This window comes from Streptomyces sp. NPDC048171 (assembly GCF_043202655.1).
In the GTDB taxonomy this organism is placed as follows: Bacteria; Actinomycetota; Actinomycetes; order Streptomycetales; family Streptomycetaceae; genus Streptomyces.
Window position 1 is genome coordinate 275,834 of the sequence record NZ_JBIDAU010000007.1, and the last position, 20,881, is coordinate 296,714.

The following is a 20,881-nucleotide window of genomic DNA, read 5'->3' on the forward strand; positions in this document are numbered from 1 at the left end:
TTGATCGGGATCACGGAGATCGAAGCCGCGGCCGAGCGGATCGCCGGACATGTCGTCCGCACCCCGACCGTGCCCAGCCCCGGGCTGTCCGCACTGCTCGGGGTTCCGGTCACCGCGAAGCTCGAGCTGCTCCAGCGCACCGGCTCGTTCAAGGCGCGGGGCGCGACTGCGAAGCTGCTGTCGCTGACCGAGGCCGAGCGGGCCGCCGGGGTCGTCGCGGTCAGCGGCGGCAACCACGGCATCGCCGTGGCGGTGATGGCCGCGGCCCTGGACGTGAAGGCGACGGTGGTCATGCCGCGCACGGCACCGGCCCGTTCCGTCGAGATCGCCGAGGAGGCGGGCGCGCTGGTGCGGCTCACCGACGGCATGGACAGCGCCTTCGCGCTCGTGACGCGCCTGCGCGAGGAGGGGCTGACCCTGGTCCACCCCTTCGACGACCCGGTGGTGATCGCCGGTCAGGGCACCGTCGGGCTGGAGTTCGAGGAGGACGCCGGGGTCCTCACCGACGTGCTGGTGAGCATCGGGGGCGGCGGTCTGATCGCGGGCGTGGCCGCGGCGCTGCGGGCGCGGCGGCCGGAGCTGCGGGTGTGGGGTGTGGAGACCGAGGGCGCCGAGGCGATGTCCCGGGCGCTGGCGGCGGGCGGGCCGCTGCCCGTCGCCCTGTCGTCGATCGTCACCACGCTCAGCGCGCCGGCCGTCTCGCAGGTGACGTACGAGCATGTGTCGGCGCTGGTCACCGAGGTGCTGGTGGTGCCGGACCGGGAGGCCGTCGAGGGGTCGCTGGCGCTCGCCGAGCACGCCAAGGTGTGGACCGAGCCGGCGGCCGGCTGTCTGCTGCCGGCCGCCCGGCGGGTGGTGGAGCGGGTGGGGAACGGCGCCCGGCTCGGTCTGGTGGTGTGCGGCGGCAACGCCACGACCGCCGACATGGCGTCGTGGGCGGACCGGTTCGGGTTGCGCTGACACCGATTACTGGCACCGATTTCCGGCACCGGATCGGTATTTACCGCCGGTTACCCCCAGGTGGGCATCGGAATTCCGGTGCCGGGCGGTCCGGTGGCGGAATTCGGGACGGACGGGCCGTGCGGGACCACCCAGTTCAGGGCTGGTCCATACCGGCTCGGTCGCCTTTCCCGCATACATCGTCGCGCAGGTGTTCGGCGCTTTTTGAAGAAGGGTCAGAAAGGGGCCCGGATCGCGCATTCGTTGAACGCGGCCGGGCCCGCTCACCGTATCCCTGGACAAGCTGAGAGCCAGCGGTGCGAACGAGGGATGGCCATGGGCTGGGCGCACGTCTCCACACACGAGTTGGTCGCCGGGCGGTACCGCCTGCTGGAGGTCGTCCACGAGGAGACGAACCGCGTCTGCTGGTCCGGGGAGGACACCGGGACGGGCCGTCCGTGCCTGGTCACGCGGATCGCGCTCCCGGCGGAACAGGCCGGCGACAGTGCCCGCCGGGCCACCGGGCGGGTGGTCCGCACCTGCGAGACCGTGGAGCGGCTGTGCCCCGGGCGGATCGTCCCGGTGGTCGACGCGACCTTCGCGGACGGCGCCCTGTGGACGGTGACCGACTGGGTCGGCGGGGTGCCGCTCGGCGATCTCCTGGACCGGCAGGGCACGTTCAACTACGTGCGCGCCGCACGCATCGGGCTGGAGCTGCTGGCCGTGCTGGACGCGGCGCACGGCGAGGGCATCACCCACGGCGAGCTGAGCCCGGGCCAGGTCTTCGTGCGCGAGGACGGCTCGGTCGCCGTCACCGGGTTCGGTCTGGCCGGCGCCACCCTCGCCCCGCGGCTCACCGCGCCCTCGTACGCCTCGCCCGAGCAGGCCCGCGACGAGCGGATCGGCCCCGCGGCGGACCTGTGGACGCTGGGCGCGATCCTCTACACCATGGTCGAGGGGCGTCCGCCCTTCCGCGACCGGGGCCGGCCCGAGGCGACGCTGAAGGGCGTGGACCGGCTGCCGCTGCGCACCCCGGCGCGCACCGGTCCACTCACCCAGGCCGTGCTGGGACTGCTGCGCAAGGACTCCCGCGAGCGGCTGACCCGCCCGGTCGTCCGCGAGGCGCTCACCCGGGTGCTGACGGAGGATCCCGACACGGCCGTGCGCGAGGTTCCGGGCCCCCGGCTGCGCGGTGTGTACGCCGCCGCCCTGGGCGCGAGCCGGGCGTGGAGCAGGCGCGGCACGGTCCTGGGTACCGCCCTCGCGCTGGTCACGGTCACGGTCGCCGTCGTCGCCGTCACCCAGGGGCTGCCCGGCACCGACGACGGTTCCGGCACGGACGCCCGGCAGCGCCCCTCGGCCCCCGCCGCCCCCTCCCCCGAGGACTCCGCCCCCGCCTCGCCGACTCCCCCGCCTAGCGCGCGTCCGTCGCCGTCGAAACCGGCCGGCGGAACGCTGCCCGCCGGATTCAGCCGCTACGACGCGCCGGAGGGCTTCTCCGTGGCCCTGCCCGGGAACTGGCGGCGTCTGGACACCTCTCGGGTGCCGGACGGGGCCTACCGGGTCGTCTTCGGCGCGTCCGGCGACCCGCGCACCCTCGCGGTCACCTACAGCGAGCGCGCGGGCGCGGACCCGGTCGCGGTGTGGCGCGACGACGTCGAGCCGGGACTGGAACGCTCGGGCGGCTACCGGCGGATCGGCGAGATCCGGGCCACGACGTACCGGGGGCGGGAGGCTGCCGACATGCAGTGGGTGGCCGTCGACGACGGCGACCGGCTCCGCACCTTCGGCCGCGGGTTCCTGCTCGGCGGCGGGCGCAGCTTCTCGCTGCGCTGGACGACCCCGGCCGCCGACTGGGACGACCGCGAGAACGAACGGGCGCTCGCCACGTTGCTCGGAAGCTTCCGGGAGGACACGGCCTGACCGCTTCCCTACCCTTTACGGCGGTTTTCCCTCCGGCCGGGCGGGGACCCGGACGCCATGGCACACATCGGATACACGATGATGACCGAGCAGGCCGGCCCGCGTGAACTCGTCGGCCATGTGGTGCGGGCGGAGGAGGTGGGGTTCGACTTCTCGGTGACCTCGGACCACTACTTCCCCTGGCTGCGCTCGCAGGGCCACTCCCCGTACGCGTGGAGCGTGCTCGGCGCCGCGGCGCAGGCGACCTCCCGCATCCCGCTGATGACGTACGTGACGTGCCCGACCTTCCGCTACCACCCGGCGGTGGTGGCGCAGAAGGCGGCGACCCTGCAACTGCTCTCCGAGGGCCGGTTCCGGCTGGGTCTCGGCTCGGGCGAGAACCTCAACGAGCACGTGGTGGGCGGCGGCTGGCCGTCCGTCGACGTGCGGCACGAGATGCTCCGGGAGGCCGTGGAGATCATCCGGGCGCTCTTCGACGGCGGTCACGTGAACCACCGCGGCACCCACTTCGACGTGGAGTCGGCGCGACTGTGGGACCTGCCGGAGAGCGCACCGCCGATCGGGATCGCCGTCTCCGGCGACCGCTCCTGCGCACTGGCCGGCGAGTTCGCCGACCTCGTGATCGCCACCGAGCCCAAGGCGGAACTGCTGGCGGCCTTCGACCGGCACGGCGGCGCCGGCAAGCCGCGCGTGGGCCAGCTGCCGGTGTGCTACGACCCCGACCGGGACGCGGCGGTGGAGCGCGCCCACGCCCAGTTCCGCTGGTTCGGCAGCGGCTGGAAGGTCAACTCGGAGCTGCCCCACCCGGACTCCTTCGCGGCGGCCACCCAGTTCGTCACCCCTGAGGACGTCGCCGCGTCCATTCCCTGCGGCGACGACCCGGACGCCTTCGTGGCGGCCGTGCGCCCGTACGTGGAGGCCGGGTTCACCGAGATCGCCCTGGTGCAGATCGGCGGCGAGACCCAGCACGCCTTCCTGGACTGGTCGGAGAAGACCCTGCTGCCCGCACTCCGCGAGGCGCTGGGCGATAGCCGGCCGACCGCGGGGTAGGAGAGTGCTCTACGTCCGTCCCGCTGGAGGTCACTCGTGAACACCGCCGTGCACAGGACCCTCGTCGTGCAGATCCGGACGGGCGACACCGACCGTTTCCCCGTACTCGCGCACTTCTCCTACGACGCGCTGGACCCGTTCGCGCTCACCGTGGTGTTCAGCCACGACGGCCGCGTCCTCGCCCGCTGGACACTGGACCGGCAGATGGTGGGCGAGGGGCTGACCCGGCCGGTCGGCGTCGGCGACGTACGGATTCGGCCCCAGTCGCGCGGCGTGTGGGACGAGCTCCGCATCGAACTGCTGGGCGACGACCGGTCCGACGGGGACCGCCACCGCGCCGTGGTGTTCGTCTGGGCCGCGGCCGTCGAGGCGCTGCTGCGCGAGACGCACGCCGTGGTCCGGCCGGGCACGGAGCAGGTGCGCGTCGACGACTTCCTCGCGGAACTGACGGCCGAGGGCTGACCCCGCCTCAGTCGGCGGTGTGCCGGTGCCGGGTCCACATCGGGATCCCGAACCAGCAGATCAGGTACCAGAGCACGACACCGGTCACGACGTAGGGCACGAACCCGTTGTGGGTCGCGACGCGCAGGATCAGCAGGAGCGAGCAGGCCATGGTGGCGAGCAGCAGCACCAGGCCGAGCACGGTCAGCCGCGACGCCCACCGCACCGCCTGGGGTTTCACCCGTCGCCCGGACACCAGACGGTGCAGGGACACCGGACCGATCAGGGCGCCGGTGGTCACGGCGCCGAGCACCACCGTCACCAGGTAGATCCGCTGGTCGGTGGTGGAGAGTTCCTCGTACTTGGACTGGAATACGACGGTGAGCAGGAAGCCGAACAGGATCTGCACGCCCATCTGCGCGACGCGTACCTCCTGGATCAGCTCCGACCACATCCGGTCGGCCCGCTCCTCCTCGGTCTCGTTGCGGCCTCTGCGCCGCCCCCCGCCGTCGGCCGTGCCCGAGTCGCTCACGGTTCCTCCCGCTCGCCGTCGCCCCTGTGTTCACCTTTCACGTCTCTGTTCCCGCGATCCCCGCACTCAGGCGCCGGGCCGGGGCGAGGACCCCCGGTTTGAGGGAACGGCGGACGGTTACACGAGCCGGACCAACCGGCACACAGGGAGGAAGTGCGAAGGATGTCCGACACTCAGCTCACCGTGACGCTCAGCGGCGGCGGCCTCGACGACGCGCGGGCCGTCGTGCGGGCGCTGGAGGACGTCTTCGGGGCACCCGACGGCCGTCCGGCCGACGAGCGGGCGACGGTGCGCACCGCGACCTTCGATTCCCCGCCCTCGCCTCAGGCCGCCCCGTCACCGGCGCGGGCCACGCTCTCCGCGCCGGTGACGGTCACCGTTCAGGGCACTCCGCAGGCCGTCGAGGCGGCGAGCACGACGCTGTCGCACGCCTTCAGCACGCGCGACGAAGGAGCGGCCGCCGGCGACCAGGAACGCGAACGGCAGCTGCTCCTGGTGCCGTGAGGCAGCGGCGCACCGGCTACCAGCGGCCCTCGACCTGGTCCTTGATCCGCCGGTCGTAGAGGTCGCGGACCGCCGCGAGGGTCCGGTCGGACAGTTCCGGGAGCCGGGCGGCGTCGGTGTTGGCGCGCGCCTGCTCCGGCGAACGGGCTCCCGGGATCACCGTGGTCACGCCGGGCTGCTGGACGACCCAGCGCAGGGCCAGCTGGGCCGGGGTGTATCCCTCGGGGGTGAGCGCGGCGAACTCCGCGGCGGCTTCGACACCGGTGGCGAAGTCGACGCCGGAGAAGGTCTCGCCCTGGTCGAAGGCCTCGCCGTGCCGGTTGAAGTTCCGGTGGTCGTTCGCCGCGAAGACGGTGTCCTTGGTGTACTTGCCGGACAGCAGTCCGGAGGCGAGCGGCACCCGGGCGATGATGCCGACGCCCGCCTCCCGGGCCGCGGGCAGGACCTCGGTCAGGGGCTTCATGCGGAACGGGTTGAGGATGATCTGCACGCTCGCCACGTTCGGCCGGGCGATCGCGGTCAGCGCCTCCTCGCAGGTCTCCACGCTCACGCCGTAGGCGGCGACGCGCTCCTCCTCGACCAGCGTGTCCAGGGCGTCGAAGACCTCGTCGCTGGAGTAGACGGGCGTGGGCGGGCAGTGCAGCTGCACCAGGTCGACGACGTCGACGCCGAGGTTGCGGCGCGACCGGTCGTTCCACTCGCGGAAGTTGTCGAGGACGTAGTTCTGCGGGATCTGCTCGACCCGGCGGCCCATCTTGGTGGCGACCAGCACGTGCAGGTCGGGCCTGCCACGCAGGAACGTGGCGATGGTCTCCTCGCTGCGGCCGTCGCCGTAGACGTCGGCGGTGTCGAAGAAGGTCACCCCCGACTCGGCCGCCGCCTCCAGCACCGTGAGGGCCTTCTTGTCGTCGACGTCCCCCCAGTCGGCACCCAGTTGCCAGGTGCCGAGGCCGACGACCGACGCGTGCTGATCCGACCTGCCGAAAGTGCGCTCGTCCATGGCGTCAGTCTGTCATCCGCCGGGTGCCCGCGAGTCTGCGGGCCTGCGCGGCCCGCGCCAGCCGCGGTCCCAGCCAGCGCTTGAACCGGCGCAGCGCCTCCAGGCGCCCCGCCGCCCGGTCGAGGCGGTAGTAGAGACCGGGCGGGACGTGCGGCAGCAGGGGCGAGTGGCGCTGCCCGAGCAGGGCGAACATCTGCTCCGGGGGCAGCCGGAGATAACGGGGCAGGTTCTCGTACCACTGGGCGCTGAGGCGGGCGGCGCTCTGCACCGGCAGCAGGGCGGCCCTGCGTTCGCGCTCGTACCGGGTGAGCGCGTCGGGAAGACGGTCGTGCCCGCGCAGCGCCGCGGCCAGGGCCATGGCGTCCTCCAGGGCGAGCGTGGTGCCGGCGCCGATGGAGTAGTGCGTGGTGTGGGCGGCGTCGCCGAGCAGGACGAGGTTGCCCCGGGACCAGGTGCGGTTGGTGAGGGTGCGGAAGGCGGGCCAGACGACTGCGGTGCGACCGCCGCCCGAGCGAGCGCTGAGCGGGTGTCCGTCCAGGACGTCGGCGAAGAGCTTCTCCAGCAGGACCAGTGCCTCACCCTCGTCGGCCCGGTCGAGCCCCAGACCGGCCCAGGTCTCGGGCGCGCACTCGACGACGCAGGTGCTGCCGCCGGGGCCGAACCCGTACCCGTAGGCCCAGACCCAGCCGTGGTCGGTCTCGGTGAAGGCGAAGGTGAAGGCGTCGAAGACCTTCGTGGTGCCGAGCCAGACGTAGCGGTTGCGGCCGGAGGTGATCTCGCTGCCGAAGTGCGCGGCGTGGTGGGTCCGCAGCGCGCTGCCCACGCCGTCCGCCGCCACCACGAGGTCGGCGGCGGGCGGGTTCGCGCCGGTGATCTCGTGGTCGAACTCCAGGCGCACGCCGAGGGAGCGGGCGCGGGCGGCGAGGATCTCCAGGAGCCGGTGGCGGCCGATGCCGAAGCCCTCGTCGCCCTGGTGCCGGGTGGAGAGGTCGCCGACGTGGGCGACGCCGTCGCGCCAGCGCACGGAGTGCTCCTCGACGGCGCGCGCCGACTCGGGGTCGTGCTCCCGGAGCCGGTCGAGCAGTCCGCGCCAGTAGGTGACGCCCCAGCCGTAGGTGGAGCCCTCCGGGTCACGTTCGTAGACGGTGATGTCGTGGGACGGGTCCTGCAGCTTCAGCAGGATGGACAGATACAGTCCGGCGGGCCCGCCGCCGACGCAGGCGACCTTCACACACACCCCTGGTATGCACTCGTCGCGGTCATGGGGACACGCACAGTAGCAAGGCGGGGAGGTAAAACGGCGTCACACGGCCGAGGGGTCCGCGCGGATCAGCCGGCGGTCGCCGTGCGGCACTCCGGGTGGCCCCAGCCCTGGTCGTTCTTGGCGATGGACTCCCCCGCCGTGTACGCGCGTCCGCACAGGCAGCGGCCCGGGAACTTCGCCTTGATGGTGCGCGCCGCGGAGCCGTTGCTCTTGCGGGCTGTGCCCGGCTTGCGGCGCGACGGCTTCCCCGCCGCCGGGACGTCGGGGGCGGGCGGCGGCTCCGGGGAGCCGAGGCCGCTGCCCGCGGGCTCCTGGACCACCGCGGCCTGGCTGGCGGCGCGGTCGGCGAAGTCGTTGAGGCGGTCGCCGTCGACCTGGTGGGCGGGGACGTAGCGGAAGTCCACCGAGCGGCCGGCGAGCAGCTCGTCGATGCGCACGACGAGCTCCTGGTTGGCGACCGGCTTGCCGGCCGACGTCTTCCAGCCGTTGCGCTTCCAGCCGGGCAGCCAGGTGGTGACGGCCTTCATGGCGTACTGCGAGTCCATGCGGACCTCGAGCGGCACGCCCGGGTCGGTCGACGCCAGCAGGCGTTCCAGCGCCGTGAGTTCGGCGACGTTGTTGGTGGCCCTGCCGAGCGGGCCGGCCTCCCAGCGGACCGGACTCTCCGACGCGTCGGCCACCACCCAGGCCCAGCCGGCCGGACCCGGGTTTCCCTTCGACGCCCCGTCGCACGCGGCCACCACACGTTCACCCATGCGCCCGATCATGCCATGGCGCGACGGGGCGCCCGGACGGGGCTCAGGCGACGTCGGTGATCTTCGGCATCTCCCCCTCGGTGGTGGTGATGTCGAGCACCGAGAAGGCCGCGCCCTGCGGGTCGCTCAGCGCCGCGAACCTGCCGAACGGGGTGTCCATCGGCCCGAACCGCAGGACGCCGCCGCGTTCCGTGGCGCGGGCCACGGCCGCGTCGCAGTCGGGGACGGTGAAGTAGACGTTGATGTAGGGGGGAACCTCGGGCGGGAAGTCGTCCCCCATGGCCATGCGGCCCAGGACGGTGCGGTCGCCGAGGTCGAAGAGACGGAAGTCCACCCCGTCGTCGTCCATCTGCTTTGCCTTGTAGGAGAAGACCTGGGGGAAGAAGGCGTCCGACTTGCCGGGTTCGCGGGTGAAGACCTCGGCCCAGCAGTACGCGCCGGGCTCGGCCATCGCCTCGAAGCCCTCGTGGGTGCCCGCCTGCCAGACGCCGAAGACGACGCCGCTCGGGTCTCGGGCCAGGCACATGGTGCCGTAGTCGGCGACCTGCATCGGCTCCATCACCACCTCGCCGCCGGCCTCCCGGATCCGGGCCGCGGTCGCGGCGGCGTCCCGGGACGCGAGGTAGAGGCACCACTGCGCGGGGCCCTCCTGGCCGGGCATGGGCGGGACCACGGCCGCCACCGCCTTGCCGTTCGCATACGCCTGGGTGTAGTGGCCGTACTCCGACGAGGACTCGCCGAAGGTCCAGCCGAGGACGTCGCCGTAGAAGCTCTTGGCTGCCTCGACGTCGCCGAACATCGCGTCGGCCCAGCAGGGGGCCCCTTCAGGTTGCACGGCCATGGTGCCGCCTCCCGTGCGCATGAATGGTCCGGACGGCAGGGGCCGTCCGCTTTCTCACGCTAGTCACCCCCGGCCCGCCCCGCGCGCCGGAGGCACGCCTCACTTCCCGGCGTACGCGAGCTCCAGTGCGGCGATGTCGAGCTTGCGCATCGCCATCATGGCCTTGTTGGCGCGCGCGACCTTCTCGGGGTCCGGGTCGCGGAACATCTCCTCCAGCCGGATCGGGACGACCTGCCAGGACACGCCGAACCGGTCCTTGAGCCAGCCGCAGGGTCCCTCCTCGCCACCGCCCTCGGTCAGCTTCGCCCAGTAGTGGTCGACCTCGTCCTGGGTCTCGCAGGGGATCTGGAAGGAGACCGCCTCGTTGAACCGGAACTGCGGGCCGCCGTTGAGAGCGACGAACTTCTGGCCGTTGGCGGTGAACTCGACGGTGAGGACGGTGCCGGCCGGCTGGTACGACCCCTCGGGGTAGTGGGTGACGGGGCCGATGCGGGAGTTCTTGAAGAGGGAGACGTAGAAGTGGGCGGCCTCCTCGGCCGTGCCGTCGAACCAGAGACACGTGGTGAATCCGTCGGTGCTCATGACTGCCTCCTGGGCGTGGAACTCGGTCACCACTGTCGACCGGCGCGGACCGCGAAAGTAATCGCTCTGCTCGTGGCGAATCTGCCGCGGGCAGAGAACGCGCCGCCCGGGGCCACGGCGGGCCGAGAGTGAACGAGTGAGGGAACGCGGCGCCGCGAGCCGCGTACCACCCACCCTCCAGGACCGTCCACGACTCGACAAGGAGCGCCGATGTTCCCACTCATCGCAGGCCCCGGCCCGGCCGCACGGCCCCGCGCGGAGGAGGGCGACACCCCCTCGACCCGGTTCGACGAACAGCTCGCCGCGCAGTTGCTCGACCAGCGGATCGTGCTGCTGGGCACGCAGGTCGACGAGGTCTCCGCGAACCGGGTCTGCGCCCAGTTGCTGATCCTGTCCGCGCAGGACCCGCGCGCCGACATCAGCCTGTTCATCAACAGCCCCGGCGGCTCCGTGCACGCGGGGCTCGCCGTCTACGACACGATGCGGCTGATCCCCAACGATGTGTCGACGCTCGCCATGGGCTTCGCCGCCAGCATGGGTCAGTTCCTGCTGAGTGTCGGGACGGCCGGCAAGCGCTACGCGCTGCCGAACGCGCGGGTCATGATGCACCAGCCCTCCGCGGGCATCGGCGGCACCACCGCCGACATCGAGATCCAGGCCGACAACCTGGAGTTCACCAAGCGGACCATCGAGCGGATCACCGCCGAGCACACGGGCCAGACCCCTCAGACGATCTCCCGGGACGGCGACCGCGACCGCTGGTTCACGGCCGAGGAGGCCAAGGAGTACGGAATGGTGGACCGGGTCGTCGAGTCCTTCGCGGACGTGCGCCCGGCCGCCCCCGCCCGACGGATGGGACTGTGACATGGGGAGCTACACGATTCCGAACGTCGTCGAGCGCACGCCACAGGGCGAGCGGTCCTACGACGTGTTCAGCCGGCTGCTGTCGGAGCGGATCATCTTCCTGGGCACCGAGATCGACGACGGCGTGGCCAACGTCGTGATCGCGCAGCTCCTGCACCTGGAGTCGTCGGCCCCGGAGACCGAGATCGCCGTCTACATCAACTCCCCGGGCGGCTCGTTCACCTCGCTGATGGCGATCTACGACACGATGACGTTCGTGCAGGCACCGATCTCGACGTTCTGCGTCGGGCAGGCGGCGTCCACGGCGGCCGTGCTGCTGGCCGGCGGGGACCCGGGGCGGCGGTTCGTGCTGGAGCACGCGCGGGTCCTGCTGGGACAGCCGGCCAGCGGGGGCCGGCAGGGCACCGTCTCCGACCTGGCGCTGCAGGCCAAGGAGATGGTCCGGATCCGCTCCCAGGTCGAGGAGGTGCTGGCCCGGCACACCCGCCACGACGTGGCGACCCTGCGCGCCGACATGGACCGCGACAAGGTGTTCACCGCCGAGGAGGCGGTGGCGTACGGGCTGGCCGACGAGGTGCTCGCCCGGCGCCTGGCGCGGGTGTGAGGAACCGGGCCGGCGCCGCACGGGGCGCCGGCCCGGACGGCCGCTCAGGCGGCCAGGCACATGCCGTCGTACCGCGCACCGGAGGCGCCCCGGCCGGCGCCCGCGCCGGTGTGCCGCGAGGTGAGGCGGACCAGCTCTCCGTGGGCCCGGGCCAGCAGGTCGCCCAGGGAGAGCCCGAGGGCGCCCGCGGCGGCGGCGAGCACTTCCGACGACGCCTCCTTGCGCCCGCGCTCCACCTCCGACAGGTACGGCATGGAGATCCGGGCGGCCTCCGACACCTCCTTCAGGGTCCGCTCCTGGGCGAGGCGTTCGCCGCGCAGGACGCCGCCGACCAGATCGCGCCAGAGCGGCTCGCGGGCGGTGGGCGTCCTCCGCTCCGGGGGCACCGGCGCGACGGCGGGGCGGGCTGCCGGGCGCAGGGCCTGCGGGCGCAGCGGAATGACGCGGGCTTCGTTCGGCACGTGGCTGGTCACCTCCTCAGCCTAGGAGCCCGGCCGCGTCACGGAAGGGCCCGGCGTTCCGCCCTGAGGGAAATCCGCGGGTGACGGGGGCAACCCGCGGGATTACGCTGGGACGGCAGACATCACCCCGCGACGACGTGGCGGCGGCAACCGTTTTCCGCCACCCGTGAGAACGGGGGGCATGTGCTGCCGTTACCCGGGTACCCGCAGGCGGGAAAACCTAGGGAACCTAGGGAGACGTCTGAACCGTGACTTTCGTGGGAGAGGTAATGGAGACCGCCGTGGTCCGGCCGAAAGCGCAGGTTGTCGGGAAGACCGCCGGGGGCGGGACGGGTGACGGAACCCTGCCCGGGGTCGTGGACCCCCGCACCGTGGCGCCGCGTGACGCGCGGCAGTTGTCCCGCCAGTTCTTCCAGCGCCTGACGGAGCTCGAAGAGGGCACGCACGAGTACCAGTACGCGCGCAACACCCTGATCGAGATGAACATGTCGCTCGTGCGGTTCGCCGCCGGCCGTTTCCGCGGTCGCGGCGACGACATGGAGGACATCGTCCAGACCGGCATGATCGGCCTGATCAAGGCCATCGACCGGTTCGAGCTGTCGCGCGAGGTCGAGTTCACGTCGTTCGCGCTGCCGTACATCGTCGGCGAGATCAAGCGCTTCTTCCGGGACACCACGTGGGCGGTGCACGTGCCCCGCCGGCTCCAGGAGCTGCGGGTGGAACTGGCGAAGGCCCGCGAGGAGCTCTCGTCCCGCCTGGACCGCGAACCCACCGTGGCCGAACTCGCCACGCTGATGAACATCGGCGAGAACGAGGTGATCGAGGGCCAGATCGCGTCCAACGGCTACAACTCGTCCTCGCTGGACGCGGCGCTGACCGGCGACGGCCCGGAGAGCGGCGAGTCGGTGCTGGCCGACTTCATCGGTGTGGAGGAGGACGGGCTGCGGCTCGTCGAGGACTTCCACTCGCTCGCACCGCTGATGGCCGAGCTGAGCGAGCGCGACCGCCGGATCATCCACATGCGGTTCGTCGAGGAGGCCACCCAGGCCGAGATCGGCGCGGAGCTCGGCTGCTCGCAGATGCACGTGTCCCGGCTGATCAAGCGGATCATCACGCGGCTGCGCGAGGGCATGCTGGGCGAACTCGGCTGCGCCTGACCCGGCGGTGCCCGTGGTCCTTCGTGGTGCTCCTCACGTGAGGGGCACCACGCTCGTGTTCACGCCTGGGTGAGCGGGACCACGGCACGTACCCGCTTGCCGACCGGGACGGGTTCGACGACGACGGCCTCCGCCAGGGCGTGCACGATCTCCAGGCCGTGGTGCCCCACCCGTTCGGGGTCCTTGGGGAACCGCTCGGGCACCGCGCCGCTGCTGTCGTAGACGGTCACCGCCACCGAGGCTCCGGTGCCCTCCAGCTCCAGGATGTACGGGCCCTTGCTGTGGCGGTCGGCGTTGGTCACGAGTTCACTCACCACCAGCAGGACCGCGCCGTCGGAGCGGGCGCCGATCGTGGCGCACCACTCGGTCCTCAGCTCGTCGAGGAAGAGCGCGGCGAAGCGTCGCGCCCGCGCTATGCATCCCGGCTCACCGGAGTAGTGTGCCGCCCGCCTCAGCGGTTCCACGGGGACGTCGAAACCAGTAGGTATCACTGCCCCGTCCAGGTGCTCGGTCATGCGTGTCTCTCTCGGAAGCCGGACTGGCCGGACGCTGCTGCACCCGTCCTCGTACCCCGAGCCGCGCGAGGCAGTCCCCGTCTTCTCGTAGTGCGGGCATCGTCACAGTGGAGCGGGGAACCCGAGAAGGCGGGAAGGGGTGCGATGAACGAGCTGATGGCCGCGCGAAGCATCACCACCCGGCCGGTGGTGACCCTCGGCGGCGACGCCGTCGCCCACGTCAAGGACACCGTATGCGACGCCGCCGCGTCCCGGATCACCGGTTTCACTCTGACCGGGCGAGGGCTGCTGTCCGGCCCCCTGAAGGACGGCCTGCCCTGGGCGGCCGTGTCCGCGCTGGGCCACGACGCCGTGATGATCCGGGACCGGCGGGGCCTGGTGAACGCGGCGGCCATGACGGCGCGGCAGCAGCCCCTGCGGGCCCGGCTGCTGGGCGCGCGCGTGCTGACCGAGGCGGGCGCCGAGGTCGGCACGGTGCTCGACGTCGTCGTGGAGGGCGGCACCGCGGGGCGGGTCGTCGGCTTCCGGGTGGCGGCGAGCCGCCGGTTCGTGCCGGGGCCGGGCCGGCACCGGCGGCGGGTGTACGTGCCGCGCGGCGGGACGCTCTCGGTCGCCGGTCGCTCCCTCGTCCTGCCCGAGGACGCCGTCCGGCACGTCGCCGACGACCTGCCGGGCTTCAGCTCCCTGGTGGGCGGTGTGCCCGGCCCGTGGCGGGGCTCGCTGCCGTGATGCTGTTCACCGAGGCGCGGGGGCTGCCGGTGGTGCCGTCGGCCGCCGGGGCGGGTCCGCTCGGCACCGTGGTGTCCCTGACCGTCGACATCGCCTCCGGCACCGTGAGCCACGTCCGGTTCCGCGGCGGGCGCCTGCGCCGGGAGTCGGCGCTGGCCTGGGACGCGGTGGACACGATCGGGCCGAGCGCCGTCCGGGTGCGGTCCACGGCGTCCGCCGAGCCGGCCGCGCCCCACCACGACCTGCTGGGGCACCGGGTCCTGACCGAGGCCGGCAGCGCGCACGGCACGGTGCTGGACGCCGCCTTCGACACGTCGACGGGCCGCGTCCTGGCTGTCTTCACCACCCGGGGCGAGGTGGCGCCCGAGCGGCTGCTGGGGATCGGCGACCACGCCCTGGTCGTCCGCGCCGCCTGACCGGGGACGGCGGGCCTCCGCGCGGACGGCCCAGTCGGCGGGCGGGCCCGGCGGGGCCTGCTTAGCGTGGCAGCGTGAGTGCGCGAAACCCCTCCGGGACGCCCGGCCGGACCTCATCCCCCGGCCGGGCGGTCGCCCGGCACGGCTGGGCGCAGGCCCTGGTCACCGTACTGGCGGCCCTGGTGGCCATGGGCGTCGTGGCGGCGCTCGGACTGTGGGCGGCCGGGGCCGCGAACCTGCCCGACAACGCCTTTCCCCGGGTGGTCGTGGCGACCGTCGTCACCGCCCTGGGCGGCGCGCTGGAACTGGCCGGGGACGCCGGGGAGTTCGCCGACACCGACGCGGGACTGACCGTGATGCCGCTGTCCGTCACCCTGACCGGTGCGCTGGCGATCGCCCACGGCTTCCTGCGGCCGCTGCGCCACCGCGCCGTCGCCGGCGCCCCCGAGCTGGCCGGCTGGGCGGGGCGGATCGCGTTCCTGTGGCTGATCGCCCTCCTCGGGCTGTCCTTCGCCGCGCGCCAGACCTTCGAGGTGTCCCTGGGCGAGGGTGTGCTGAGCGACCTCGGTGACCTGTTCGGCGTCCGGCCGACCGTCGGATTCACCGCGGACGTGCCGCTGACCGTGCTCTTCGGGCTGCTGTGGCTGGCGGGCGTGCTGGTGCTGGCCCTGCTGGTCTCCCGCGGGGCGCCGCTGCCGGGCCGGCTGCTGCGCCTGCACACGGCGGTGCGGCCGGCGGCGTACGCGATGGTCGCGCTGCTGCTGGCCTACGTCGTCATCGGCGTCGTCGTCGGCCTGGTCGTCGCCGGGACACGCGGCCACCCGGCGGACACCTTCGCCGTACTGCTGCTCGGCCTGCCCAACCTGGCCTGGCCGGCGCTGACGATCGGCCTGGGCGCGACCTGGAACGGGCGGGTCGAGGGGCCGTTCGGGCTGCCGATGCCGCGGGTGGTGGACGAGGTGCTGCGCACCGAGGACGTCTCGACCGTGAACCTGGGCACGCTCACGGAGCAGGACGGGCGGATGTGGTGGCTGCTGGTCGCCGCGGCGGTCCTGGTCGTGGCGGCCGGGTTCGTCATGGTGCTCCGCTCGCCGGCCCGGATGCCGGTCTGGCTGCACGCGGTGCACCTGGCGGTGGCCCTGGCGCTGACGGTGCTGATGATCGGCCTCGTCGGCCGCGTCTTCGCCCACTACGGGCTGTCCGTGCTCGGCATCGGCGACCTGGGCGGCGGCCTGTCCGGCCGGCTCTTCCTGCGGCCGCAACTGTGGAGTGCGGTGGGGCTCGCCCTGCTGTGGGGGCTGGTCGCGGGGGCGCTCGGCGCGCTGCTCGCACGGTGGGCGAGGCGGCGGGCGGGGCGGGCTCCGACGGGCACCTAGGGCGGTCCCGCGGGTCTTCGGAGGGTCAGGCCACCGGGACGACGAGGGGCGTGGAGGCCCGTTGCATGCGGAGTGCGTCCACGGACTCCGCCATCAGCTCGTACTCGGTGGTGTCGTCGCTGGTCGCGATCCGCACCAGGCGGCCCGCGGCCAGTTCGTCGGCGACCAGTTCCTGCTGGAGGTCGTCGGCGCACCAGGTGCGCAGCACGCGCGGCACGTCGGGCGCGTCGTCGGCGACGGGGGTCAGGGCGGCGCGCGGTAAGTGGGGGGTGTCGGGCTGCGGGTCCAGCCGCTCGGCCATCCAGGAGGCGCGGTCGCGCAGCCACCACAGGGCCAGGGCGAGGGTGGGAGCCCGGTAGGTACCGAGCGGGACACCGATGCGCCGGCCGTCACAGACGCCGTAGGCGGTGACGTGGCACAGGAACTCGTCGTGCACTGCTACCCTCCCCCGTCACCCACCGCCTGCCGGGTCGGGCAGGGCGTCCGTGCGGCTCGTGTGCTGTGCGTGAGGGCGCTGTCGCATGGTGTGAGAGGCCCTAGTGGTGAGTATGTTCACCGATGAACCACTGTCACCATGAATTTCCGGCCAGTCTCCTGGCATATTCACGGCCGTTGTTGGCCGAAAGCCGACCCGTGGCCGTCGGCCGTCCCGATTCCGGGCGGGCGCTGTGCCGGCGGCTGCGCGGGGCGCCGCCATGACCCCGGGGGTAATCGACGGTGCGCGCGGGTGCGGGCATGGTTGCGGTACCGGGTCGCCGAGACCGGGATCCGGTCCCTGACCAGCGCACACGACCTCGATGGAGGCTGATCGCCATGTCCGCATCCGCACCCGCCCGCCGCTACGACGACGCCGTCGCCCGCTACTTCGAGGCGTGGAACGCGGCGCCGGAGACGCGGGCCAAGGCGGTCGCCGCGGCCTGGACCAATGACGGCGGCTACACCGATCCCCTGGCCGACGTCCGCGGCCACGAGCAGATCGCGGCGGTGATCGCGGCGGCGCACGAGCAGTTCCCCGGCTTCGTGTTCCGGCTGTCCGGTGCCGTGGACGGGCACCACGACACGGCGCGCTTCTCCTGGGAGCTGGTGAGCGAGGCCGACGGCTCCGCACCGGTGGCCGGGTTCGACGTGGTCAGGCTGGACGACGAGGACCGGATCAGCGCCGTGTTCGGCTTCCTGGACCGGGTGCCCGCCGGGGCGTGAGGGCGCCCCGGCGAACGGCCCCGGGTCCCGGCGGCGGTGACCCGCCTCCGAGACCCGGGTGTCGGGCGGCCGCGCCCTACTTGTTGACGATCTTGTCGATGCGGGCCAGTTCGTCGGAGCCGAAATCGAGGTTCCTGGTGGCCGAGACGCTGTCCTCCAGCTGCTGCGGGCTGCTCGCGCCGACCAGCGCCGAGGTCACGCGGCCGCCGCGCAGCACCCACGCGAGAGCCATCTGGGCCAGCGACTGGCCGCGGGACTTCGCGATCTCGTCCAGCGAGCGCAGCCGGCCGACCAGTTCCTCGGTGACCGCCTCGGACTTGAGGAACGGGCTGTCGCTCGCGGCGCGCGAGCCCTCCGGGATGCCGTCGAGGTAGCGGCCGGTGAGCAGGCCCTGCTCCAGCGGGGAGTAGGCGATGGAACCGACCTGCAGCTCGTCGAGCGCGTCCAGCAGGCCGCCGGTCTCGGGGCGGCGGTCGAGCATGGAGTAGCGCGGCTGGTGGATCAGCAGCGGGGTGCCCAGCTCACCGAGGATGCGGGCGGCCTCGCGGGTCTGCTCGGCGGAGTAGTTCGAGACGCCCACGTAGAGCGCCTTGCCCTGCTGCACCGCCGAGTGCAGGGCGCCCATCGTCTCCTCCAGGGGAGTCTCCGGGTCGGGGCGGTGCGAGTAGAAGATGTCGACGTAGTCCAGGCCCATGCGGGTCAGGCTCTGGTCGAGGGAGGACAGGACCGACTTGCGCGAGCCCCACTCGCCGTACGGGCCGGGCCACATCAGGTAGCCCGCCTTGGTGGAGACGACCAGCTCGTCGCGGTACGGCCCGAAGTCCGCCTTCAGCGCCTCGCCCAGCGCGGACTCGGCGGAGCCGGGCGGCGGGCCGTAGTTGTTGGCGAGGTCGAAGTGGGTGACGCCGAGGTCGAAGGCGCGGCGCAGGATCGCGCGCTGGGTCTCGGCGGGACGGTCCGGGCCGAAGTTGTGCCACAGGCCGAGCGAGAGCGCGGGGAGTTTCAGGCCGCTGCGTCCGGTGCGCCGGTAGGGCAGGTCCGCGTAGCGGTCGGGGTGTGCGGTGTACAACGCGACTCCAGAGGGGGTTGGGCACCCGGGTACGGGTAGGGGTGGATCCGGCTGGAACCGCCCCCCACTCTGGCCTGACCTGCGTGCAGTGGTCCAACAGAAGAATCCGATGGGATTGCGCGGTTACGCTTCTCAATCATGGAACTGCGTCATCTTCAGCATTTCGTGGCGGTCGCCGAGGACCAGCACTTCACCCGTGCGGCGGAGCGGCTGCTGGTGTCCCAGTCGGGCCTGTCGGCGTCGATCCGGGCGCTGGAGCGGGAGCTGCGGGCGCCGCTCTTCGTGCGGACCACCCGCCGGGTGACGCTGACGGAGGCCGGGCGGGCGCTGCTGGGCGAGGCGGAGCGGATCCTCGCCCAGGTGCGGTCGGCGCACGAGGCGGTGGCCGCCGTGCAGGGGGTACTGCGCGGCACGCTGTCGCTCGGCGCCGAGCAGTGCATCGCCGGGGTGCCGGTCGCGAAGCTGCTGGCCTCCTTCCGGCGGCTCCACCCGGACGTGGAGATCCGGCTGCGGCAGGCGGGCTCCGGCGAGCTGGCCGAGGAGGTGGCGGCCGGGCGGCTCGACCTGGCCTTCGCCTACCGCACCCAGGCCGACACCGAACAGCTGCGCTCGGTCCCGCTGTCCGGCGAGCCGATGACGGTGCTGTGCCACCCCGGCCACCGGCTCGCGGCGGACGGCGCGGTGCTCACCCCGCACGATCTCGCCGACGAGGTCTTCGTCGACTTCCACCCGGACTGGGGTCCGCGCCGCGTCACCGACGCCGTCTTCGCCTCGGCGGGCGTACGGCGGACCGTGCCGCTGGAGGTGAACGACGTGCACGGGCTGCTCGACCTGATCGACGAGAACCTCGGTATCGCGGTGGTGCCGCGGCACTTCCGGCACAAGCGGGCCGCCCTCACGTCGCTGCCGCTGAAGGACGCGGACGGGACGGAGTACGAGACCATCGCGCTGCTGCCGCCCGCCCAGGCGACCAGCCCCGCGGCGCGGGCGCTGATGGGGCTGCTGGAGACGGGGAGCGGGTGAGGGCCGACTGCGCGATGGTGGACGTATGCATGCGAAGGACATCCTCATCGAGGGCTACGCCCGTATCCAGGAAGAAGTCCACGCCGCCGTCGAGGGCCTGAACCCCGACGGCCTGAACGCCCGCCCCGCCGACGAAGCCAACTCGGTCGCCTGGCTCGTCTGGCATCTCACCCGCGTCCAGGACGACCACGTCGCGGACGCCTTCGGTCTCGGCCAGGTGTGGCTGACCGGCGAGTGGGAGGAGCGCTTCGCCCTCGGCCTGCCCCGCCGGGACACCGGGTACGGCCACAGTCCCGCCGAGGTCGCGAAGGTGCGCGTCGACTCGGGCGACCTGCTGACCGCCTACTACGACGCCGTGCACGCGCAGACGCTCGGGGCCCTGCGCTCCCTGGCCGCCAAGGACCTGGAGCGGATCGTGGACGACAACTGGGACCCGCCGGTCACCCTGGGCGCGCGGCTGGTCAGCGTCCTGTCCGACGATCTCCAGCACGTCGGACAGGCCGCCTATGTGCGCGGTCTCGTTCAGAGCGCCGCGTAACCCGGCAGGACGACGTCCTCGATCAGCGCGTTGCGCTCGTCGAAGGGGATGAAGGCGCTCTTGAGGGCGTTCACCGTCACCGTGCGCAGGTCCTCGGCGCTCCAGCCGGCCTGCTCGACGAGCAGCGACATCTCGCGGGTCATCGTGGTGCCCGAGACGAGGCGGTTGTCCGTGTTCAGGGTGACGCGGAAGCCGAGGTCCTTCAGCGCGGTGATGGGGTGCTCGGCGATCGAGGTGGCGGCACCGGTCTGGAGGTTGGAGGTCGGGCACATCTCCAGGGCGATCCGGCGGTCGCGGACCCAGCCCGCGAGGCGGCCCAGCTTGCCGGAGGCGAGGTCGGGGATGTCGTCGGTGATGCGCACGCCGTGGCCGATGCGCTGGGCGCCGCACACCTGGAGGGCCTGGTGGATGCTGGGCAGGCCGTGCGCCTCGCCGGCGTGGATGGTGAAGGGCACGTTCTCGCGGCGCAGGTGCTCGAAGGCGTCGAGGTGGTCGGCGGGCGGGAAGCCGTCCTCGGCGCCGGCGATGTCGAAGCCGACGACCCCGGCGTCCCGGAAGGCGACCGCGAGGTCGGCGGTGGCGCGGGTGCGGTCGAACATCCGCATGCCGCACAGCAGGGTGCCGACCCGGACCGGGGTGCCGGCCGCGGCGGCCTTGGCCATCCCGGCGGCCAGGCCCTCCTGGACGGTCTCGACGACCTCGGCGAGGGTCAGACCGCCGCCGGTCATCAGCTCGGGGGCGTAGCGGACCTCGCCGTAGACGACGCCGTCGGCGGCGAGGTCGAGGACGTACTCCTCGGCGGTGCGCAGCAGGCCCTCGCGGTTCTGCATCACGGCGAGGGTGTGCTCGAAGGTGGCGATGTAGCGCACCAGGTCACCGGAGTTGGCGGCCTCGTAGTACCAGGCGGCCAGCTCGTCGGGGTCGGTGGTGGGCAGGGTGTGCCCGACGGCCGCGGCCAGTTCCACGACGGTCGCGGGGCGCAGGCCGCCGTCGAGGTGGTCGTGCAGCACGGCCTTGGGGAGGCGGCGGAGGGTTTCGGCGTCTATGCGCGTAGATGACATGTGCGGTGGTTCCTCGGCGGGGTCTGAGCGGACGATC

The 20,881-nt window shown here is 72.9% G+C and carries 25 protein-coding genes; 14 read left to right on the plus strand and 11 right to left on the minus strand.

Features of this window, described 5'->3' with window-relative positions; all coding sequences use genetic code 11:
- The 4 genes from ACGF3J_RS21330 (at position 1) to ACGF3J_RS21345 (ending at position 4,374) form a co-directional block, all read left to right on the plus strand.
- Positions 1-960 carry a threonine/serine dehydratase gene (locus ACGF3J_RS21330; RefSeq protein WP_161332689.1) on the plus strand — a complete coding sequence of 320 codons (960 nt, stop codon included), beginning with the start codon at positions 1-3 and terminating at the stop codon, positions 958-960.
- A 309-nt stretch (positions 961-1,269) separates the two neighbouring features.
- Positions 1,270-2,862, plus strand: coding sequence for a serine/threonine protein kinase (locus ACGF3J_RS21335; protein ID WP_393854479.1), 1,593 nt, complete (start codon positions 1,270-1,272; stop codon positions 2,860-2,862).
- 57 nt (positions 2,863-2,919) lie between these two features.
- Entirely contained in the window at positions 2,920-3,912 is a 993-nt protein-coding gene (locus ACGF3J_RS21340; protein WP_161326698.1) for an LLM class F420-dependent oxidoreductase, read from the plus strand.
- Positions 3,913-3,948: 36 nt separating this feature from the next.
- Positions 3,949-4,374 (plus strand): SsgA family sporulation/cell division regulator, encoded by a 426-nt coding sequence (locus tag ACGF3J_RS21345; protein WP_161326699.1) that lies wholly within the window; start codon positions 3,949-3,951, stop codon positions 4,372-4,374.
- Between the two features lie 7 nt (positions 4,375-4,381).
- On the opposite strand, the gene ACGF3J_RS21350 is transcribed toward ACGF3J_RS21345, so the two are convergent.
- Positions 4,382-4,885, minus strand: a complete 504-nt coding sequence (locus ACGF3J_RS21350; protein WP_161326700.1) for a DUF6328 family protein — start codon at positions 4,883-4,885, stop codon at positions 4,382-4,384.
- A 162-nt stretch (positions 4,886-5,047) separates the two neighbouring features.
- Between ACGF3J_RS21350 and ACGF3J_RS21355 the strand changes: the two genes are divergently transcribed.
- Positions 5,048-5,389, plus strand: coding sequence for a hypothetical protein (locus ACGF3J_RS21355; protein WP_393854480.1), 342 nt, complete (start codon positions 5,048-5,050; stop codon positions 5,387-5,389).
- A 16-nt stretch (positions 5,390-5,405) separates the two neighbouring features.
- Here ACGF3J_RS21355 and ACGF3J_RS21360 read toward each other — a convergent pair whose 3' ends face one another.
- The 5 genes from ACGF3J_RS21360 to ACGF3J_RS21380 form a co-directional block, all read right to left on the minus strand.
- Entirely contained in the window at positions 5,406-6,389 is a 984-nt protein-coding gene (locus ACGF3J_RS21360) for an aldo/keto reductase (RefSeq protein WP_161328419.1), read from the minus strand.
- Between the two features lie 4 nt (positions 6,390-6,393).
- Positions 6,394-7,626 (minus strand): FAD-dependent monooxygenase, encoded by a 1,233-nt coding sequence (locus ACGF3J_RS21365; protein ID WP_161328420.1) that lies wholly within the window; start codon positions 7,624-7,626, stop codon positions 6,394-6,396.
- A 92-nt stretch (positions 7,627-7,718) separates the two neighbouring features.
- On the minus strand, positions 7,719-8,420 hold the full coding sequence (locus tag ACGF3J_RS21370) for a ribonuclease H (RefSeq protein ID WP_161328421.1): 702 nt from the start codon (positions 8,418-8,420) through the stop codon (positions 7,719-7,721).
- A 31-nt stretch (positions 8,421-8,451) separates the two neighbouring features.
- On the minus strand, positions 8,452-9,249 hold the full coding sequence (locus ACGF3J_RS21375; RefSeq protein WP_161328422.1) for a VOC family protein: 798 nt from the start codon (positions 9,247-9,249) through the stop codon (positions 8,452-8,454).
- A gap of 99 nt (positions 9,250-9,348) precedes the next feature.
- Positions 9,349-9,831, minus strand: a complete 483-nt coding sequence (locus tag ACGF3J_RS21380; RefSeq protein WP_161328423.1) for a VOC family protein — start codon at positions 9,829-9,831, stop codon at positions 9,349-9,351.
- A 210-nt stretch (positions 9,832-10,041) separates the two neighbouring features.
- Between ACGF3J_RS21380 and ACGF3J_RS21385 the strand changes: the two genes are divergently transcribed.
- Both ACGF3J_RS21385 and ACGF3J_RS21390 read left to right on the plus strand, forming a co-directional pair.
- Complete coding sequence (locus ACGF3J_RS21385) at positions 10,042-10,695, plus strand: ATP-dependent Clp protease proteolytic subunit (RefSeq protein WP_161328424.1); 654 nt, start codon at positions 10,042-10,044, stop codon at positions 10,693-10,695.
- Between the two features lies 1 nt (position 10,696).
- Positions 10,697-11,299, plus strand: coding sequence for a ClpP family protease (locus tag ACGF3J_RS21390; RefSeq protein ID WP_125490397.1), 603 nt, complete (start codon positions 10,697-10,699; stop codon positions 11,297-11,299).
- Positions 11,300-11,343: 44 nt separating this feature from the next.
- On the opposite strand, the gene ACGF3J_RS21395 is transcribed toward ACGF3J_RS21390, so the two are convergent.
- Positions 11,344-11,772, minus strand: a complete 429-nt coding sequence (locus tag ACGF3J_RS21395; RefSeq protein WP_393854481.1) for a helix-turn-helix domain-containing protein — start codon at positions 11,770-11,772, stop codon at positions 11,344-11,346.
- 257 nt (positions 11,773-12,029) lie between these two features.
- Here ACGF3J_RS21395 and ACGF3J_RS21400 point away from each other — a divergent pair, with 257 nt between their 5' ends.
- Entirely contained in the window at positions 12,030-12,917 is an 888-nt protein-coding gene (locus ACGF3J_RS21400; RefSeq protein ID WP_161330463.1) for an RNA polymerase sigma factor SigF, read from the plus strand.
- A gap of 59 nt (positions 12,918-12,976) precedes the next feature.
- Here the strand turns inward: ACGF3J_RS21400 and ACGF3J_RS21405 are convergent, their stop codons facing one another.
- Positions 12,977-13,432 (minus strand): ATP-binding protein, encoded by a 456-nt coding sequence (locus ACGF3J_RS21405; RefSeq protein ID WP_161330461.1) that lies wholly within the window; start codon positions 13,430-13,432, stop codon positions 12,977-12,979.
- Positions 13,433-13,576: 144 nt separating this feature from the next.
- On the opposite strand from ACGF3J_RS21405, the gene ACGF3J_RS21410 reads away from it, so the two are divergent.
- From ACGF3J_RS21410 to ACGF3J_RS21420, 3 genes are all read left to right on the plus strand, one after another.
- Positions 13,577-14,161, plus strand: a complete 585-nt coding sequence (locus tag ACGF3J_RS21410) for a PRC-barrel domain-containing protein (RefSeq protein ID WP_393854482.1) — start codon at positions 13,577-13,579, stop codon at positions 14,159-14,161.
- Positions 14,158-14,577: a PRC-barrel domain-containing protein gene (locus ACGF3J_RS21415; protein WP_161331122.1), complete on the plus strand. Its 420-nt coding sequence runs from the start codon at positions 14,158-14,160 to the stop codon at positions 14,575-14,577. The genes ACGF3J_RS21410 and ACGF3J_RS21415 overlap by 4 nt, the downstream gene beginning before the upstream one ends.
- A 74-nt stretch (positions 14,578-14,651) precedes the next feature.
- Positions 14,652-15,953, plus strand: coding sequence for a streptophobe family protein (locus ACGF3J_RS21420; protein ID WP_346346249.1), 1,302 nt, complete (start codon positions 14,652-14,654; stop codon positions 15,951-15,953).
- 25 nt (positions 15,954-15,978) lie between these two features.
- Here the strand turns inward: ACGF3J_RS21420 and ACGF3J_RS21425 are convergent, their stop codons facing one another.
- On the minus strand, positions 15,979-16,389 hold the full coding sequence (locus tag ACGF3J_RS21425; protein WP_161331111.1) for a hypothetical protein: 411 nt from the start codon (positions 16,387-16,389) through the stop codon (positions 15,979-15,981).
- Positions 16,390-16,766: 377 nt separating this feature from the next.
- On the opposite strand from ACGF3J_RS21425, the gene ACGF3J_RS21430 reads away from it, so the two are divergent.
- Complete coding sequence (locus ACGF3J_RS21430) at positions 16,767-17,153, plus strand: nuclear transport factor 2 family protein (protein ID WP_161331112.1); 387 nt, start codon at positions 16,767-16,769, stop codon at positions 17,151-17,153.
- Between the two features lie 76 nt (positions 17,154-17,229).
- Here ACGF3J_RS21430 and mgrA read toward each other — a convergent pair whose 3' ends face one another.
- Positions 17,230-18,222 (minus strand): L-glyceraldehyde 3-phosphate reductase, encoded by a 993-nt coding sequence (gene mgrA, locus ACGF3J_RS21435; protein ID WP_161331113.1) that lies wholly within the window; start codon positions 18,220-18,222, stop codon positions 17,230-17,232.
- Positions 18,223-18,360: 138 nt separating this feature from the next.
- Here mgrA and ACGF3J_RS21440 point away from each other — a divergent pair, with 138 nt between their 5' ends.
- Together ACGF3J_RS21440 and ACGF3J_RS21445 are read left to right on the plus strand one after the other, a co-directional pair.
- Positions 18,361-19,245 carry a LysR family transcriptional regulator gene (locus ACGF3J_RS21440; protein WP_161331114.1) on the plus strand — a complete coding sequence of 295 codons (885 nt, stop codon included), beginning with the start codon at positions 18,361-18,363 and terminating at the stop codon, positions 19,243-19,245.
- Between the two features lie 25 nt (positions 19,246-19,270).
- Positions 19,271-19,783, plus strand: coding sequence for a DinB family protein (locus tag ACGF3J_RS21445; RefSeq protein ID WP_161331115.1), 513 nt, complete (start codon positions 19,271-19,273; stop codon positions 19,781-19,783).
- Here ACGF3J_RS21445 and ACGF3J_RS21450 read toward each other — a convergent pair.
- On the minus strand, positions 19,768-20,844 hold the full coding sequence (locus tag ACGF3J_RS21450; protein WP_161331116.1) for an adenosine deaminase: 1,077 nt from the start codon (positions 20,842-20,844) through the stop codon (positions 19,768-19,770). The genes ACGF3J_RS21445 and ACGF3J_RS21450 overlap by 16 nt on opposite strands.
- Between the last annotated feature and the right edge of the window lie 37 nt (positions 20,845-20,881).